Origin of the sequence: Sphaerimonospora sp. CA-214678, assembly GCF_050942215.1 — a bacterium.
Classification (GTDB): domain Bacteria; phylum Actinomycetota; class Actinomycetes; order Streptosporangiales; family Streptosporangiaceae; genus Sphaerimonospora.
The window spans coordinates 5,970,702-5,985,834 of sequence record NZ_CP192056.1; the positions used below are offsets into that span (position 1 = coordinate 5,970,702).

Consider the following 15,133-nt stretch of genomic DNA (forward strand, 5'->3'; position numbering starts at 1 on the left):
GCCGTCTCATCCCGTGGTGACGAAGTCGTACAACGCCATCGGGCCGAGCAGGCGCAGCTCGACGAGGTCGGCCCACTCGTGGCGCAGTTCGTTCAGCGTGTGCTCGAAGTCGGGGATGCGGTCGGCCTCGACGAGGAACGCGACGTGGGCGGCGTCCCGCTCATGCGTCGGCTCCCGGATGTTGGCGGCCGCCGTACACGAGGCGAAGCGATCGACCAGCCACCGGGTGTCGGCCTCGCGTTTCGCCTCGATCGCCTGGGTGATCACCTCGCCGAGCCTGATCCGTTCTGGGCGGGTGGCGTCCTCCGGCAGGTCGCGGATCCGGTCACGCAGCCGCCTGGCCTCGGGGATCTCGGCCAGCACCATCATCAGGATCGGGCGTTCGGCGTAACGGGCCTTCACGACGTACTGCACTCGGCCCTCGATCTGCTTCAGGGCGGTGGCGAACCGGTCGTGGTGCGGGGTGAGCAGTTCCTCGACGACCGCGTCCGGCGTGGTCAGCACGGCGCCGAACCGAAGCGGCAGCACGGGCACCTCGACGGCGGCGGCGTCGAGGAGCTCTTCGTGAGCCACGAGATCCCGCGCCCGCCCCAGTGGCCGTTTCACGTCGACGTCGCTGATCAGCGCGGCGATCTCGCCGTGCCGTACGATCTTGATCTGGTTGGGCGGGTCGCCGACGCCGACGGCGTCCGGGCTGGTCTCGACGTCGGCCGGCACGATGCCGTAGACATAGCACGCCATGTCGCGCTGAACGACCCCGCTCCGGTCGGCCGTCCTGCCAGTGGTCTTTTCTGTGGGCTCTTCTGTTGTCTTGTCCGCGGTCCTGCCGGCCGTCCGGCCGTCCGCTCTGGCGGTGGTTCCGGACGCGGCGGCTCGGGACGTGGCCCGCGGCGCGGCCTGCGACGACGCCCGGCCACCGCCGGACATCCCGGTGTGGCCCGGCATCTCAGCTCCCCTCCCGTCGGCGGCGCGGACGAGACGCCGGTTCGTTCTGCTCCGTGTACCCGGAGACGAAGTCCTGCAGTTTCTCCCCGGCCGCCTCCAGCACGCCCTTGGCCACGCCCTTCGACTTGCCCCGCGCCACCCCCTCGGTCATGCCGCTCAGGAACTCCGGCAGCGTGTCCTGGGTCTTGGAGAGGTCCAGCCGATTCACGGCCTCGGCGAACCGGAGGTAGGTGTCCACGCTCGCGATGACGATGCGCGCGTCGATGGTCAAGATCTCGATGCCGACGAGTGAAACCCGGACGTAGGCATCGATGACAAGGCCCTTGTCCAGGATCGTGTCGATGACGTCCGCCAGGCCGGATCCGGATGGGCGGCCGGGTAGGCCGCCGCCTCCGGACGGAACGGCTACGGTCATGCGTTCCTCCCCTTCGATGTGCGTGTCTCCGCCATCGGCGGCCGGCCGCGCCGTACGGGCCGTTCCATGGGCTCACGACCCCGGCGCGATCTCTCGAACGGGACGGAGGCGTACTCTCCGGTTTCGCGCTCGTCCGCCGCCTCCTCCGCCTCGGGTTCCTCTGGCCTGTCGACGAGCTCAGCCTCAGGTTCGGGCTCGACGGGGAACTCGTGCTCCTCTTCTTCGCGCTCTTCGCGCAGGGCGGTCTCCTGGTCCTTGACGACGTTGCCGTCGCGGATCTCGCCCCGCCAGCCCTCGATCTCGTCGGGGTGCAGCAGGACCTGCGTCATGACATGCCGCCGGAAGTGCTTGAGCTCCAGCCGGGCCCGGCGGCCCTGCGCACGCCACAGATTCCCCATGCCCTCGAACATCCCCTGGGGGTGGTACTCCAGGACCAGCAGGACACGGGTCAGGCGGGGCGCGATCTCGTGGAAGGTCACCGCGCCGTCCACGTACCCCTTCGCCCCCTTGGAACGCCAGATGATGTGGCTGTCGGGGACCTGCTCGACGATCGTGGACTCCCAGGTGCGGTGCGACCACCAGATCTGGGCCTTCCAGGCCAGCTTCTCGTCGGACTTCTGCTCGACCGACTCGACCTTCTTCATGAAGGACGGAAAGTCCCCGAAGCGCGTCCACTGGTTGTAGACCACCGGCAGCGGGGCCCCGATGTCGAGTGTCTCGACGATGTTCGTGACCTTCAGCTTCTTGCCCTTGCCGCCCTTGCCCTTCTTGCCCCCGCCGAAGATGCCCTTGATCTTCTCCTTGGCGTACGCTCCGAGCGCCGCCCGGATGGGATGGCTGCCGCCGTCGCCGCCGCCGTCCCCGGTGAGCGCCTGGGCCACCGAGGCGAGCAGCCCCGTCCCACGCCCCGTCAGCGCGCCGAGCAGGCCCGACTCGCCGTGCTCGACGTAGTCGGTCAGCCGGCCGGCCATACCGTCGACCTTGTCGGTGATCGACGAGAGCGCACGCTCCACCATCGCCGTCGCCAGGTTCCGCACCTCCCGGCCGAGCCTGCTGGTCGGCATCTCGGGAACCGCCGTCCGCACAGCTCCCGTCTGCCCGGCTCGCGTCTTCAGCGTCCCCGGCTTCAGTGCCCCCGTCGCCCGGGCGGTCGTCTCTCTCAACTGCTCGGTCATCGGCCTCACCTCCGTCGGAAGACCGGCCGCTGCGGACGCTGGACGCGCGGCCTGGGCCGTTGCTCGGCTGCGATCTCCTCGGGCTCCTCTTCTTCGTACGGCTCCTCCTCGAAGCCCTCCTCCTCCGCCTCCGCATGGCCCTCTTCCGCCTCGGGCTCCGCGGTCCCCGGAGCGGGCCGCCCCGCCGTGGGGGCCTTGGGATGACGGAGGGCCTCGGCGCGCTCGTGCAGCCTGTCGCTCAGCGCGTCGATCTGCTTGCTGGTCGCGGCCATCACGGCCGCCTTGCCGACGTCCAGCAGGTCGCCGCGCACCCGTTCAGTGATCTTGCCCAGCTCGGGAGAGGCACCGCCGAGGGCCTTGACGCCCTGTTGCAGGAGGCCGCCCGCTGTCCCCTCACCCCGCAGCCGGTTCGCCACAATGATCAGAGCCAGCACGCCCATCAGGCCCAGTTTGCGGCGCCGCCCGAGGTAGTAGCCGGCGAGGATGGCCAGGGCCACCTTCAATCCTTCTTTCATGATCGCCCCTCCTCGTGGCATCGCCGGGGGCCTGCCGTACGGTGATCCCGGACAAACCGGATGCATGCCCTGAGAGTGGGACCAGAAACGCAAATCTGTACATAACGGACCGCCCGCCGACCAAGTCGTGTTTCGCGCGGTCAGGCGGCGATCAGGGAATCAGGCGTGGGCCGTACGGCTCAGCCGGCCGGCTCCGACAGAAGATCGGCGAGTACGGCGGCATTGCTGTGCGCCACGTCCTTCGTCGCGGTCAGCAGCGTCAGCCGGCCCTCTTCGCACAGCCCGCGTAGCCGATCGAAGGCGGCCCGCCGGGCGGGGTCGGCCAGCTCGTCGAGGTAGCGGTGCCGGAACTCCTCGAACCGCTCGGGCATGTGGCCGTACCACTTGCGCAGCTCGGACGACGGCGCGACGTCCTTGAGCCACTCGTCCAGGTGCGCGGCCTCCTTGCGCAGGCCCCGCGGCCAGATGCGGTCGACGAGCACCCGCACCCCGTCCCCGGACTCCGGGGCATCGTAAACGCGGCGCACCACGACGGACGACGACGGCATCTGCCCCACCCCCTGCTCAGGATATGCCGATACCCGCCGCCGGGCTCACCGTACGAGCGACGCGACAGACAGAATCGCCTCATAGTCCCGCGGATTGTGCGTGGTGGCCAGCAGGCTCCCGACGGCCGCTGCGGCGATGAGTGCGACGGCCACCTGGCGCCTGGTGAGCCGGCCGCTTTCCCTGCTGCGCGCGGCGAGTCGCAGGCCGACCATCGAGGTTCTGAGCAGGACCCCCATGACCACGCTGAGCAGGATGGGCGCCACCGCGGCCGGCAGCGGGGTGAAGCCCGCGCACAGGACGCCCACGGCCGGGCTGACGCAGGCCACGAACAGCCACGGCGCGAGGCGCTGCCGGGCCACGCCCAGCAGCGCGGCCAGCGCCAGTCCCTCGCTCGCCGAATGGACGACCAGGGCGATGACGACCACCGCTGACGTGGTCAGCGCCGGCGACGCCCCCTCGATCCCGCGTCGCAGGGTGAACGCCGCCGCGGTTCCCAGGGCGCCGAACACCGCGGCGTCGACGGCCACCCGGACCCGGCGGTGCCGGCCGGGAGCGTGCAGACCGCCGAGCCGGGTGGCCGGGTGGCCGGGCGTCCGGTCGCCTCCCCCTCGGGTGAAATATGTGGTGACGAGGAATCCCGACGCGGCGGCGAGCCCGAGCCACCACAGCGGGGTGCCGGCGTGGAACGCCGCGAGCCACGCGCTGGGCAGCAGGTCGACCACGGCCGTGACCAGCATCACCGCCGACGCAGCCGCCAGCCACACGGCGATGCGCCGCGAGTTGCGCCTGGCCGGCCACGCCCCCACCATGGTGGCGGCGCAGACGAGCAGCACGGCCGCCCACGCCTCCCGATCGGCGGCCTTTCCTTCCAGCACCGGCCCCACGGCCCGTACCCAATCCGAAATCGGCATCGGTGAGACCTTCTGTCGTCGCTTTCCGACAGGGACTGAGGGGCTCAGCCCTCTGGAAGCGCGGCGTCCCGTGACCCCGCGGACTGCATGGCCCCCGTTTCGCACCCGTCCGGGTCCTGGAGGCCGTCGAGCAGGTTGTGCAGCCGGTTGAGCTGGCCGTCCAGGCTCTCCTTCAGCTGGCTGCCGAAACCGGCGACGAAAGCGTGCAGGCTCTCGATCCGGCGTTCCAGGGTCGCGTCACGACAGTCTCTGATCTCCTCCCGGAGGGAGGCGGCCCGCTCCCGGGCGTCCGCGAGGATCGCCTGCGCCTCCTGATGGGCCATCGTGATCGTCCGATCGGCCGCCTCCTGGACGATTTCCACGATGCGCACCGCGTTCTCCCCCGAGAGCGGTGGTTCCTGCTGCGACCGGGCCGTCCTGAGCTCCTCGTTCTCCCGCAGCAGCCGGGTCAGCGTGATCTCCACCAGGCCGAGGAACCTGTCCACCTCCGCCAGGTCGTACCCCTCGCGCAGCCTGACGACGGTGAACACCTGGTTGCGTACGGCGGCCGGGCTCAGGAATCCCGCCACCGCGTAGGAGTCGGGGCGGGGGCGTAGGGACGGCTCGCTCTCCGCCACGCCCGTCGAGCCGTACCCCTGCCCATGTCCCTGGCCCATGCGCCTCACCGACCTTCCCCCGGCAGCCGTGCCCCGTGGACTACTCGTTACCTTCAGTAGTTGTCCAATTACCGGAGGCGTACACATGTGATCGACAGCCGAGGGATTCTTTGCCTTTCTCAGAGTCGGGTGAGGCTCACCAGCGGGTTCAGTCGTCGTCCCATTCGCTCTCGAATTTCACGATCTTTCCGGTCTTTCGGGAGACATAGACCTCGTACTCCCACTGTCCCTTGCGGAGTTCGACCTTCCAGGTGCGGTGACCGTGCTCCCGCTCGCGCTCGACCTCGGTGACCCGGGCTCCGGGGACGCGCTTCTTGGCGATCTCGACGGCCCTCTCCCAAGAGACGTCGTCGGCGGTGGAGGCCGCCGAACCGGTCGAGGCGCTCGACGCGGCCGAAACGGCCGAAACGGCCGAGGTGGTCGAAGTGGAGGCGGCGCCCGCTGTCGCGGTCCCGGCGCCGGCCAGCACCGCGATGCCCACGAGGCCGGCGATGCCCGCGAGCGCGATTCCCGTCGTCTTTCCGACAGCTCGATTTCTCATGCCATCAGGATCGCGCCGGCCGGGCTAACGCCGCGCTAAGCGAGTCCTAGGGTTACGCGAGCCTCCGCACCGCCCAGCGTGGAGCCGCCGAGGGCGAGCGAGCCGCCGGACGACATCGCGACACGGCGGGCGATGTCCAGGCCGAGCCCGGTCGACCCCGCGCCGCTCTCCCCACGCCGCGGCCGGCCCGCCGTCCCGAAGCCGGGCCCGGCGTCGGACACGGTGAGGACGACGGCACCACCCGATTCACCCGGGGCGAGCCGTACCGCGAAGGACGTCCCCTCGGGGGTGTGCGCGAAGACGTTGCCCAAGAGGGCGTCGACGCAGTCGGCCAGATCTCCGGCGGACACCGCCACGACGAGCGGACCGGGAGCGAGGTCGAGCCCGACCTTTCTGGACTGGTCCTCGGCGAGCACCGACCAGAACCTCACCCGATCCGCGACCACGGCGGCCGCGTCGCACGCCGCGCGATCGCGCGATCGTCGCCGGACATCGTTGATCACGGCGGTGACCGCTCGTTCCAGGTCGTCCACACGGGCCTCGATCCGGGCCGCCTCCTCCGGGTCGGTCAGGGACTCGGCCTCGAGACGCAACCCGGTCAGCGGCGTACGCAGGCGATGGGACACGTCGGCGGCGTTCTCACGTTCCTCTGCGAGCAGATCGGTGATGCGCCCCGCGAGATGGTTGAGCGCCAGGCCCGCGGCCCGGACCTCGGGCGGGCCCTCCGGTCGCGCCCGCGCTGCGAGGTCTCCGGCGGCGAGCCGGTGGGAGACACGGGCGAGGGCGCTGGTCGGCCGGACGATGGCGCGGGCCAGCCGGTCGGCGACCAGGACGCCGAGCCCGACCAGGACCACGCCGAAGATCAACAGCGCGGTCCAGGTCTCCCGGACACCACGGGTCAGGGCGGCGTCGGAGAGGAAGATCCGCACCACCGCGGTGCCGCCCGGCGCGCCGTGTACGGACATCAGGATCACCCGGCCGCCGGGCGCCAGGGCGGTGACGCTACGTCCCCGTGCCGCGAGATCCACGGCGGGGGTGTGTTCCGCCGGGGCGCCGAGCAACCGGCCGTCGGCCAGGAAGACCGTAACGGGGTTGCCGATCGACGCGCTCACCTGCTCCACGGTCAACCTCAGCGTCTCCTCGTCGACGGAGCCGGCCGCCACCGCCACCGTCTCCGCCGCTCCGGTCGCCGCGTCGACCGCCTCGGACTCGGCCGTCGCCCGGACGAGCAGCGCCAGCGGCACCAGCAGGGACACCAGCACCAGGGATGTGGTCGCCCCGACCAGTACGGCGAGCCAGCGCCTCACGACGGCGCGCACAGGCGCACGCCGACGCCCCGGACGGTCTGGAGATAACGAGGCTCCTGGGCACTCTCCCCGAGCTTGCGGCGAAGCCAGGACAAATGGACGTCGACGGTCTTGTCGGCCCCGCCGTACGGCACCTGCCAGACCTCGGTGAGCAGCTCGCGCTTGGTGACGACCTCCCCCGCCCTGGCCGCCAGGTAGTGCAGCAGCTCGAACTCACGTGGTGTGAGCTCCAGCGCCGTGCCGTCGAGGGTGGCCTCGCGGGTGCGCGGGTCGACCCGCAACCCGCCGACGGTCACCGATGTGTCCGCGGAGCCGGCCATGCCCGTCCGCCGCAGCACGGCCCGTATCCGCGCGTCGAGCTGTGCGGCGCTGTACGGCTTGACCACGTAGTCGTCCGCTCCCGCGTCCAGCAGGCGGATCATCTCGGAGTCGCCGTCCCTGGCGGTGGCCACGATCACCGGGACCCGGCTCACCGCCCGGAGCATGCGCAGCAGGTCGGCCCCGTCCAGGTCGGGCAGGCCCAGGTCGAGCACGATGAGATCGGGGCGGTCCGACACCGCGGCGCGCAGGCCGTCCATCGCGATGTGCGCGGAGGAGACGGCGTGGCCGTGGTCCCGAAGGCCCCGGGTGAGGGTGGCGCGGATCGTCGCGTCGTCTTCGATGAGCAGCACGTGAGCCATTTGCCGTTACGGTAGCCCCGGTTCTGCGGCGTGGACAGGTCCGTTATCGTGCTCTTAACCATCGTTTAGCGTGGCCGGTGGAAGAGTGGACGATGTGATCGGACGTCTCGCACTCGCGACGGCCGGCTGGCTCGTCGCGGCGGTTCTCGCCTCGGGCGCCGGCGTCATGCTGATCGGCCTGTTCGGCGGGCCCTACACGGACGCGGCCAACCGTCCGATGACGCCCGACGAGGTCCGCAGCGCACTCTCTCTCAGCCGAGATCCCCGCGCCGTCCCCGGCTCACCGAGTTCCCCGAGCCCGCCGAGCTCACCGAGTTCCCTGAGCTCAGCGAGTCCTTCAGCGCTCTCGGGGACGCCCTCTCCCGGGCCGGAAACGCGTGTCCAGTTGATCCCCACCGCCGGCGGACACGTGATCGCCGAATGCGACGGCGGGTCGGCCAGGCTGCGTTCGTGGACTCCGGCCCAGGGATTCCAGGCGGACGACGTCGAACCCGGGCCGGACGACAAGGTCCGGGTGAAGTTCGAATCCGACGATCCCGACATCGAAATCGAGATCGAGGTGCGGTGCGTCGGCGGAGCGCCGAATGCCCGGGTGACAGAACACGACTGAGCGTCGGCCGACGACGAGGTGAGCCCCCGGCGATCACCGGGGGCTCACATCTTCCGTTCCGATACGTCACCCGGTCGTCGCGCACCGCGTGAACGGGCTGAAAGCCCAGCAGCCGGCCCGATCCGCCGGCGGCGCCGCGACCTTGGTCGCCGACGTGGCGCTGGGCGGCGCGAACGCCCAGTTCGGCGTGGCCGACGGAGAGATCGGTTGCCCGGAGACCCAGGCGCCACGCGGGACGGTACGGCCCCGCCAGGGCGCGAGCGTCCAGCACTCGGCGGCTCCCTCGCCGTACCCGCAGGTGTCCGCCTCGGAACCGGCGGCGAGGACGGGCACCGCCCCGGGAATCTTGAGCGGCGGGATGGGCTGGACGTCGAGCACGCGAGCGGGCTGCGACGGCTCGAATATGAGCGGTGTCGGGAGGAGGGTGGGCAGCGGCGGAACAGGCGCCCGGGTCGGTGTCGGGGCCGGAGGGTTCGTCGTGGGAAGAGGCGTGGCCGGGCCCGAGGGAGTGGCGGTCGACGTCGGGAGCGGGGTCGACGGCACCTCGCCGGACGGGCTCGGCTTCGGCGCCGGCGGCTGCACCGTCGGTTTGGGGCTGGGCTTCACGGTCGGTGCGGGGGTCGGCTTGGTGGTCGGTTTGGTGGTCGGTTTGTCGGTGGGCTTCGGGGTGGGCTTCACGGTCGGTGTGGCCGTGGGCTTCGGTGCAGGATCGGCGCTGGGAGACGGGCTCGGTGTGGTCGTCGGATTCTGCGTCGGGCTCGGTGTCTGCGTCGGGCCCGGGGTCTGGACTGGGGCCGGGGTCTGGACTGGGGCCGGCGTCTGGACTGGGGCCGGCGTCTGGGCTGGGGGCGGGGTCTGGATCGGGCTGGGCTTAGGGCTGGGCGTGGGATCGGGCTTCGGGCCCGGTGACGCGGTGGCCGCCGGGGTAGCGCTCGGCGACGCTGTGGCCGCCGGGGTAGCGCTCGCGGTTGGTGCGGAACTCGCGGTGGGCGACGGGGTCGCGGCGGGTTGCCCGCCGGGCTGAGCGGAAGAGGCCGAGGCCGTGTTCGCGGTCCCGCCAGTCGATCCGTTCGCCTGCTGGGATCGTGGCCGGCGTGCGGTGGCCGTGGAGTCCGACCCGGTGGTCCGCCTCGTGCGTCCGGAGTCTGCGGTGGCCGAATCCCGGCTGCCCGACTCACGGGATCTCGACTCGCGAGCCCTGGACGTGAACGCACTGGAAGACGACTCGCCGGACGTGGATCCGCCGGATGTGGAATCGCCGGACCTCGACCCACTGGAACTCGTCGTACCGGAGGTCGACTCCCTGGAGGACGACTCTCTGGAGGACGACCGGGAGTCGGTCGCGGCGCGCCGATCACCACCGACGTCCGCCGACGTCGAGGCGTCGGAGGCCCCGCCGCCCCCGGCCGACGTACCGTCATTCGAGAACGCCGAATCGGTTGAGGTCACTGAGTCGGTCGAAGCCCGGGAGCCGCTTCTGGACGCGGTGCCGTCCTCGGTCGCGGTCTCCTGCCGGGGTGTCCTGTCGCTTATGGAGGCCGGTTCGATCAAGGAGACGGGAGCCGGTGACATCGGGTCCTGTGGTGGAACCGTACCCGGCGTGTTCGACGCCTGAGTGGACCCGAGCGCGGCGGCGCTCCACGGCTGGGCGACGACCGCGCCCGCCGTCGCGGAGACCGCCGCCAGGAGCAGGCCGGAGACCAGGGTCGTACGTCTTGGGGACATGCGAGGGGTCATGTGAGGCTCTTCTCGGTGCGGTGGGGGATGGTCAGGGACTCGGCCGGGGGCCGGTGATGGACTTCCAGCCGGCGGCGGCGAATTCTGGGGTTCCGGGGAGGGCCGCGGCGGGCACGGCGGGAGGCGTGGGATCGGGGATGTTGACCCAGTCCCCCTGGCCGGTACCGCGCGCATCGGGAAGCCATGTCATGAGCAGGTTCATGGCATACGGGCTGGAATAGACGGACGTGTCGTCGTCTCCCCCCTTGGTGGCGGTCACCAGGACCAGCACGGAGACCTGGACCTGGTCGTCGTCTCGAACCTGCCACTGGACGCCGACGGTCTGTGTCCGCAGCGCCGCCCCTTCGGGGAGATCCCCTTTCGTGGGCAGTCCGAGGGTCTCCCGCCATCCACGCACGACGGTCTTGGCGCCCTCTCGGGCGGCCTCGCGCTGGTCCGGCGGGGCGTACAGCACGGCCGCCTGCTCGGCCCTGGCGGCGTCCAGCGTCCAGGCGCCTTCGAGTGTGGCGGAAGCGGCGGACACCGCTCCGATCTCGGTGTCGGGAAAACCGACCGGGTAGCCTGCCGCGCCCTCACGCCCGCCCGGCTCCGCCAGTTCGACGGCGGGTGCCGTAAGGACGGGGGCCGGGACCTCCTTCGACTCCGCCCGCCGGGTCTGCAGCACGATCACCACGGCAGCGAGCACGGTGACCAGCCCGGCGATCACGAACAGCACAAGGCGCGGATTCCACCGCCGCTGCGGGCTGAGATCCCAGTCGAGATCCGAGTCCCAGTCGAGCATCGGGTCCGGTGGGGGATCGCGGTCGACCGTCGCCACTAGCTGCTCCGGTCGGGACGCTGGCCGAACGCCTGGCCGGCGGCGGCGGCCAGGCGCAGGTACGCACCGCGGGTGGTGGGCCGGAGCCGGGTCAGGTCGACCTCGGCCCCCTCCTTCAGGTGCGGGTCGAACGGCACACGTACGACGGCACGGCAGCGGTGCGTGAAATGTCGCTCCAGCAGGTCCACGTCGACATGCGACTTCGACTCCACCGCGTTCAGCACGACGATGGCGTTCTTGACGAGGCGGCCATGGCCGTGCGCGGTGAGCCAGTCGAGTGTCGCGGCGGCTGAGCTCGCACCGTCGACCGCGACCATGGTGACGAGCACGATCTGGTCGGCCATCTCCAGCGTCGCGCCCATCGCGCCGTGCAGCAGACCGGTGCCGCAGTCGGTGATGCAGATCGAGTAGTACCGCTCGATCAACCCGGCGACCGTACGGTAGTCCTCCGCGTCGAACGCCTCGCTGACCGCCGGGTCCGAGTCTGACGCCAGGACCTCCAGCCGGGCCGGCGACTGCGAGGTGAAGGCCCGGGCGTCGGCGTAACGGACGACGTTGGGCGCCTCGGCGAGCAGGGTGCGGATGGTCGCGGCGGTCTCCGACTTGACCTTGAGCCCCAGCGTCCCGCGGTCCGGGTTGGCGTCGATCGCGATCACCCGGTCGCCCCGCAGCGACGCCAGCGTGTTGCCGAGAGCCGCCGTCGTCGTGGTCTTGCCGACACCGCCCTTGAGGCTCATGACCGCTATCCGGTGATGGCCGCTCGCGACGGGAGTCTGGGCGTGGGCGATCAGGGTACGCCGTTCCAGCTCCGCCGTGGACTCCCCCGGGATGATCCTGCCCCCGGTCAATCGGTACACGAGCCGCCGCCACCCGCCCGCCGGCTCACTGCGGCGGTTCGTAAGCAGATGTTCCGCCGTGAGCGGCACCGTCTCCGGGAAATGCTCGGCTGCCGGAGTCGGCGCAGGGGTGTGGGTCTCGCGCATGGCCGGGGTCCTTTCGCGGAGAAAAGATGAGGGGGGCTGTCAGCATGTACGCCAGTGCACCGTCACGATCGCGCTCTTGGAGCGGGACGACCCGTGCAGGACGAGCGGGGCCGACACCGGCGGAGGGGGACCGCACCAGTAGCGCACCCGCGCCGCGCGCACGCTCACGGTGTCGCTCCGACCGGGCCGCAGCGTGCCGCTCGACGGTTTGACGTCCAGATCATTCGCCGTTATGCGCCATTTGAGTGGCTTGTCGGAGGTGGTCGAGAGGGTGATCTCGCCTCGGCCGAAATCGTCGAGCTCGACCTCTGACGGGATCCGCAGGCCGCCGACCGACAGGATGCCGGTCTCCGCGTCCTCACCGTCGCCGCCGCCCTTGCCCTCACCATCGCCCTCACCATCGCCATCGGCCTCCGGGACCTCGAGCTCAGACGCGCCGGGCACCGAGGCGGTGGACTCCGAGATGGCGGGCTTGGCCGTACCGTCATCGGTGGTGGTCGCCTCGGGGGAGGCGGCCGACGCCGACGCTCCGGTGGTCCCGCCGGCGGTGCCGCTGAGAGCCGTGGCCCCGGCGACGGAAGGGTGGAGAGACCCGGTCGCCTCGCCGGTCTGGCCGGCCGGAGCCAGGAGATTGATCCCGGCGACCGTGCCCGCAGCGCCCGCCACCACGACGATCACGATCCGGATGGCGGTCGCGCGGATCAGCGCCCACACCCGCGCGATCATCTCGAGGATTCTGACCGGTGCGCCGCCCTCCAGGTCGAAATCATCGTGCTCCCGGCCGCGCGGCAGGGCGTGCCGCGCCGAACGGACGCCTGATCCGAGCTCTCTGAGCCGCCTGCCGACGGTGGGATCGGCACCCGGGACGGAGAAGCTGCTCAGCGCGGGCGCCTCGCTCGGAATCGACACGTGGCTCGGCTCGGGAGAGCCGCCGGGCTCGGCTCCCACGGGGGTCTCGTCACCGGTACGTGCCGCGATCGCGCGAGCCCTGATCTGGGAGAGCAGCGCGTCGTACAGCGGCGTCTCCGCCCGGCCGTCCCCCCCGGACAGCGCCCGGGGCTCGGACGGCTGCCGGGGCTCTGGCGACCGCCGGGGCTCTGACGGCTGCCGTGGCGGCGCGACGGCCGCCGGGTTCACGGCTACGGGCGCGGCGAGCGGCCCGCCGAAAGACTCGGGAGGCCAGTGTACGGACGGAGCCCGCGTTCCGGCGGCGAGCTCGGGCGCTGGTGGATCGGCCTCGGCGAGACGTTGTCTGGTTTCCGGGCTGAGTGCCGCGATCGGCGGGTGAGAGAGGATCTGCGGCACCGTGTATCGGATGTTGATCGGCCGCTTGCACACCAGGCACGTCACGATGTGCCTCAGCAGGGCCGTACGGGCACCCGCGTCTTCCACGGCCGGGTAAGCCGATCCCGTCGCCGATCGCTCCACGTGGGCGGGGAAGACCGCTGCCGCGAGCGGGCCGAGATCCGGGCAGAGGGGACGCCCGCGTGCGAGACCGTCGAGCCCGCTCACCAGGATCTCGACGATGTCCTGCGTCCGGGCGACGAGCCTGCCGACTTCACGGAACGGCAGTGCCAGCACATACGAGAGATCATGGGGGGTCAGCTCGTGGCGGTAGAGCAGGCGTAGCGTCTCCGCGCCGAGCGGATCGACCAGAGACCACGCGCACCTGACCGCCTCGTCGTCGGGTGTACCCGGGCCGGGGCCCGGCCGGAACCCCTCCCTACGGTCGGGGCCGTCGGCGCACCCACGGCGTACGGCGGCCAGGAGCCGGGCGCGGTCTGTAACGTTCCCGGGCTCGTTCTGATGGACGCAGGCCGCCAGGGCGGCCGCGACCACCGTCACCGTCCGTGCCGGATCGAGGTGATATGAGGCGTAGTCGACGAGGTGGGCGCCGTGCTCGCCCACCCAAACCGCCACCCTCCCGCGTCTGGGATCGAGCGCGGGATCCCCGGTTCCGGTCGGCGGGTTCATGGTCTTCCGGGGACGGGGGCAGCGACGTATGAGGCATGTTCGGCGTGAGCATCACTGCGACTTTGGAGCCGCACGCACCTTGCTGGAAAATCTGCTACATACCGATACATAGATTGAGATCTTAGACTGACACTCTTCTGTTGGGAAGGAAAAGAACCTCAGAAACCATCACTTCATGATAACCCCAAATATCGAAGATATGGTCATCCGAAAACAACCGAGGAGGACCATCCGTTTCAATGCACGTGACCTTCGACTTCTCTGTAGACGCTCCTCGGCGGATCATCCGACTCGCCGGGATTCGGAAATATAAGTATGGCGACTCGGCCAGGCCGGGTAACACCACACGGGCGATCAGGCGCCGGCGATGCGAATGTTTTTCATTATCAGCCGAGTCGGCGTTGTGAACGGGGTTTACCAGCAGACCGGGTCATGGTCAGACTCCGCGTCGGCACTACCTGACTCGGGCAAAGCGACCGGCCGGCCGGGTGATCTACCCGGCCGGCTCGGGTGCGCTCGGGTGACGCGGCCGTCCACGGCGAGGCGGGTCCGGCGTTCGGATCAGGTCGTCCCGCGTGGTCTCGGCGGTTCCGCGCTCATCGAATGCGATGCCGGGCCGGCCGCTGCGGAGTCAGCCGAGTCAGCAGCCGGGTGACCAGCGAGGTGGCCGGGGTGAGCAGCGCCGCCATCACCAGGGACGCGACGACCACGCCGAGCAGGAACCCCGCCGCGACGTCATGGGGGTAGTGGACTCCGACGAAGACCCGTGAGGCGGCCGCGATCACGGCCAGCGCAGGCGCGATGACGATCATTCGACGCCAGGCGATGACCAGAGCCGTGGCTGCGGCGGCGGCGAAAGTCGCGTGGTTGCTCGGCAGCGACCAGTCCCCCGCTTCCGGGCAGGTCGCGATGATGAGGGTCTCACCGGACGGCCAGCACGGCCGGGGCATCCTCAGGATGCTTTTGATCAGCTCGCTGCACAGGTACGCCGTCACCGTCGCGACGGGCCCGAGAAGGGCCAGCGCCAGCGCCCGGGGGTCACGCCGGACCGTTCCCCGCGGCCCCGCTCCCCACTGGTCCGCGCCCCACCGGTCCTCACCCGCCCAGCCCTCACCCGGCCGGTCTGCACCCCGCCAGGCCCGCCACAGAACGACGGCGAACAAGGCCGCCATGAGCGCCGGGATCGCGTCGGTGCCGATCTCGGCCCAGTCCCGGATCCACGACGGCGTCTCCTGGGCGAAGCCGACGACGTCCCGGTACCACCCGATGCTGACATCCGGAACGTCTGGGACGTCATCGATCTCTTTAAGCACGTTTC

The 15,133-nt window shown here is 70.8% G+C and carries 17 protein-coding genes; 3 read left to right on the forward strand and 14 right to left on the reverse strand.

Translation table 11 applies throughout. The annotated features are described in order from the left end of the window. Positions 1–6: 6 nt before the first annotated feature. The 10 genes from ACQP1K_RS26615 to ACQP1K_RS26660 form a co-directional block, all read right to left on the reverse strand. Positions 7–945, reverse strand: a complete 939-nt coding sequence (locus tag ACQP1K_RS26615; RefSeq protein ID WP_433498421.1) for a GvpL/GvpF family gas vesicle protein — start codon at positions 943–945, stop codon at positions 7–9. A gap of 1 nt (position 946) precedes the next feature. After that, positions 947–1,360, reverse strand: coding sequence for a gas vesicle protein GvpJ (gene gvpJ, locus ACQP1K_RS26620; RefSeq protein WP_433498422.1), 414 nt, complete (start codon positions 1,358–1,360; stop codon positions 947–949). Next, complete coding sequence (locus ACQP1K_RS26625; RefSeq protein ID WP_433498423.1) at positions 1,357–2,535, reverse strand: SRPBCC family protein; 1,179 nt, start codon at positions 2,533–2,535, stop codon at positions 1,357–1,359. Before ACQP1K_RS26625 ends, gvpJ begins: the two co-directional genes overlap by 4 nt. Before the next feature lie 5 nt (positions 2,536–2,540). Next, positions 2,541–3,050: a hypothetical protein gene (locus ACQP1K_RS26630; RefSeq protein ID WP_433498424.1), complete on the reverse strand. Its 510-nt coding sequence runs from the start codon at positions 3,048–3,050 to the stop codon at positions 2,541–2,543. Positions 3,051–3,229: 179 nt separating this feature from the next. Further along, on the reverse strand, positions 3,230–3,598 hold the full coding sequence (locus ACQP1K_RS26635; RefSeq protein ID WP_433498425.1) for a DUF488 domain-containing protein: 369 nt from the start codon (positions 3,596–3,598) through the stop codon (positions 3,230–3,232). A gap of 45 nt (positions 3,599–3,643) precedes the next feature. Next, positions 3,644–4,510 (reverse strand): hypothetical protein, encoded by an 867-nt coding sequence (locus tag ACQP1K_RS26640; RefSeq protein ID WP_433498426.1) that lies wholly within the window; start codon positions 4,508–4,510, stop codon positions 3,644–3,646. A 44-nt stretch (positions 4,511–4,554) separates the two neighbouring features. Then, positions 4,555–5,166 (reverse strand): DivIVA domain-containing protein, encoded by a 612-nt coding sequence (locus ACQP1K_RS26645; protein WP_433501654.1) that lies wholly within the window; start codon positions 5,164–5,166, stop codon positions 4,555–4,557. Between the two features lie 148 nt (positions 5,167–5,314). Further along, entirely contained in the window at positions 5,315–5,707 is a 393-nt protein-coding gene (locus ACQP1K_RS26650) for a PepSY domain-containing protein (protein ID WP_433498427.1), read from the reverse strand. A gap of 35 nt (positions 5,708–5,742) precedes the next feature. Beyond that, entirely contained in the window at positions 5,743–7,026 is a 1,284-nt protein-coding gene (locus ACQP1K_RS26655; protein ID WP_433498428.1) for a sensor histidine kinase, read from the reverse strand. Continuing rightward, the gene (locus ACQP1K_RS26660; protein ID WP_433498429.1) at positions 7,011–7,694 is read right to left on the reverse strand and encodes a response regulator transcription factor; all 684 of its coding nucleotides are present in this window, start codon (positions 7,692–7,694) and stop codon (positions 7,011–7,013) included. The genes ACQP1K_RS26655 and ACQP1K_RS26660 overlap by 16 nt, the downstream gene beginning before the upstream one ends. A gap of 85 nt (positions 7,695–7,779) precedes the next feature. Here ACQP1K_RS26660 and ACQP1K_RS26665 point away from each other — a divergent pair, with 85 nt between their 5' ends. The 3 genes from ACQP1K_RS26665 to ACQP1K_RS26675 all read left to right on the forward strand — a co-directional run bounded on the left by ACQP1K_RS26665 (position 7,780) and on the right by ACQP1K_RS26675 (position 9,919). Next, positions 7,780–8,304 carry a hypothetical protein gene (locus ACQP1K_RS26665; RefSeq protein WP_433498430.1) on the forward strand — a complete coding sequence of 175 codons (525 nt, stop codon included), beginning with the start codon at positions 7,780–7,782 and terminating at the stop codon, positions 8,302–8,304. Positions 8,305–8,392: 88 nt separating this feature from the next. Then, positions 8,393–9,328: a hypothetical protein gene (locus tag ACQP1K_RS26670; protein ID WP_433498431.1), complete on the forward strand. Its 936-nt coding sequence runs from the start codon at positions 8,393–8,395 to the stop codon at positions 9,326–9,328. A gap of 18 nt (positions 9,329–9,346) precedes the next feature. Continuing rightward, positions 9,347–9,919 carry a hypothetical protein gene (locus ACQP1K_RS26675; protein ID WP_433498432.1) on the forward strand — a complete coding sequence of 191 codons (573 nt, stop codon included), beginning with the start codon at positions 9,347–9,349 and terminating at the stop codon, positions 9,917–9,919. 153 nt (positions 9,920–10,072) lie between these two features. On the opposite strand, the gene ACQP1K_RS26680 is transcribed toward ACQP1K_RS26675, so the two are convergent. The 4 genes from ACQP1K_RS26680 to ACQP1K_RS26695 form a co-directional block, all read right to left on the reverse strand. Continuing rightward, positions 10,073–10,858, reverse strand: a complete 786-nt coding sequence (locus tag ACQP1K_RS26680; RefSeq protein ID WP_433498433.1) for a hypothetical protein — start codon at positions 10,856–10,858, stop codon at positions 10,073–10,075. Further along, positions 10,858–11,841 (reverse strand): AAA family ATPase, encoded by a 984-nt coding sequence (locus tag ACQP1K_RS26685; protein ID WP_433498434.1) that lies wholly within the window; start codon positions 11,839–11,841, stop codon positions 10,858–10,860. Before ACQP1K_RS26685 ends, ACQP1K_RS26680 begins: the two co-directional genes overlap by 1 nt. Positions 11,842–11,880: 39 nt before the next feature. Then, on the reverse strand, positions 11,881–13,761 hold the full coding sequence (locus ACQP1K_RS26690) for a hypothetical protein (RefSeq protein ID WP_433498435.1): 1,881 nt from the start codon (positions 13,759–13,761) through the stop codon (positions 11,881–11,883). A 650-nt stretch (positions 13,762–14,411) separates the two neighbouring features. Then, positions 14,412–15,128: a phosphatase PAP2 family protein gene (locus ACQP1K_RS26695; protein WP_433498436.1), complete on the reverse strand. Its 717-nt coding sequence runs from the start codon at positions 15,126–15,128 to the stop codon at positions 14,412–14,414. Between the last annotated feature and the right edge of the window lie 5 nt (positions 15,129–15,133).

Excerpts from the sequence above, each read along its gene's own strand:
- ACQP1K_RS26650 (WP_433498427.1), bottom strand. The coding sequence starts at position 5,707 with ATGAGAAATCGAGCTGTCGGAAAGACGACGGGAATCGCGCTCGCGGGC.
- ACQP1K_RS26635 (WP_433498425.1), bottom strand. The coding sequence starts at position 3,598 with ATGCCGTCGTCGTCCGTCGTGGTGCGCCGCGTTTACGATGCCCCGGAG.
- ACQP1K_RS26660 (WP_433498429.1), bottom strand. The coding sequence starts at position 7,694 with ATGGCTCACGTGCTGCTCATCGAAGACGACGCGACGATCCGCGCCACC.
- ACQP1K_RS26640 (WP_433498426.1), bottom strand. The coding sequence starts at position 4,510 with ATGCCGATTTCGGATTGGGTACGGGCCGTGGGGCCGGTGCTGGAAGGA.
- ACQP1K_RS26645 (WP_433501654.1), bottom strand. The coding sequence starts at position 5,166 with ATGGGCCAGGGACATGGGCAGGGGTACGGCTCGACGGGCGTGGCGGAG.
- ACQP1K_RS26685 (WP_433498434.1), bottom strand. The coding sequence starts at position 11,841 with ATGCGCGAGACCCACACCCCTGCGCCGACTCCGGCAGCCGAGCATTTC.
- ACQP1K_RS26615 (WP_433498421.1), bottom strand. The coding sequence starts at position 945 with ATGCCGGGCCACACCGGGATGTCCGGCGGTGGCCGGGCGTCGTCGCAG.
- ACQP1K_RS26630 (WP_433498424.1), bottom strand. The coding sequence starts at position 3,050 with ATGAAAGAAGGATTGAAGGTGGCCCTGGCCATCCTCGCCGGCTACTAC.
- ACQP1K_RS26625 (WP_433498423.1), bottom strand. The coding sequence starts at position 2,535 with ATGACCGAGCAGTTGAGAGAGACGACCGCCCGGGCGACGGGGGCACTG.
- gvpJ (WP_433498422.1), bottom strand. The coding sequence starts at position 1,360 with ATGACCGTAGCCGTTCCGTCCGGAGGCGGCGGCCTACCCGGCCGCCCA.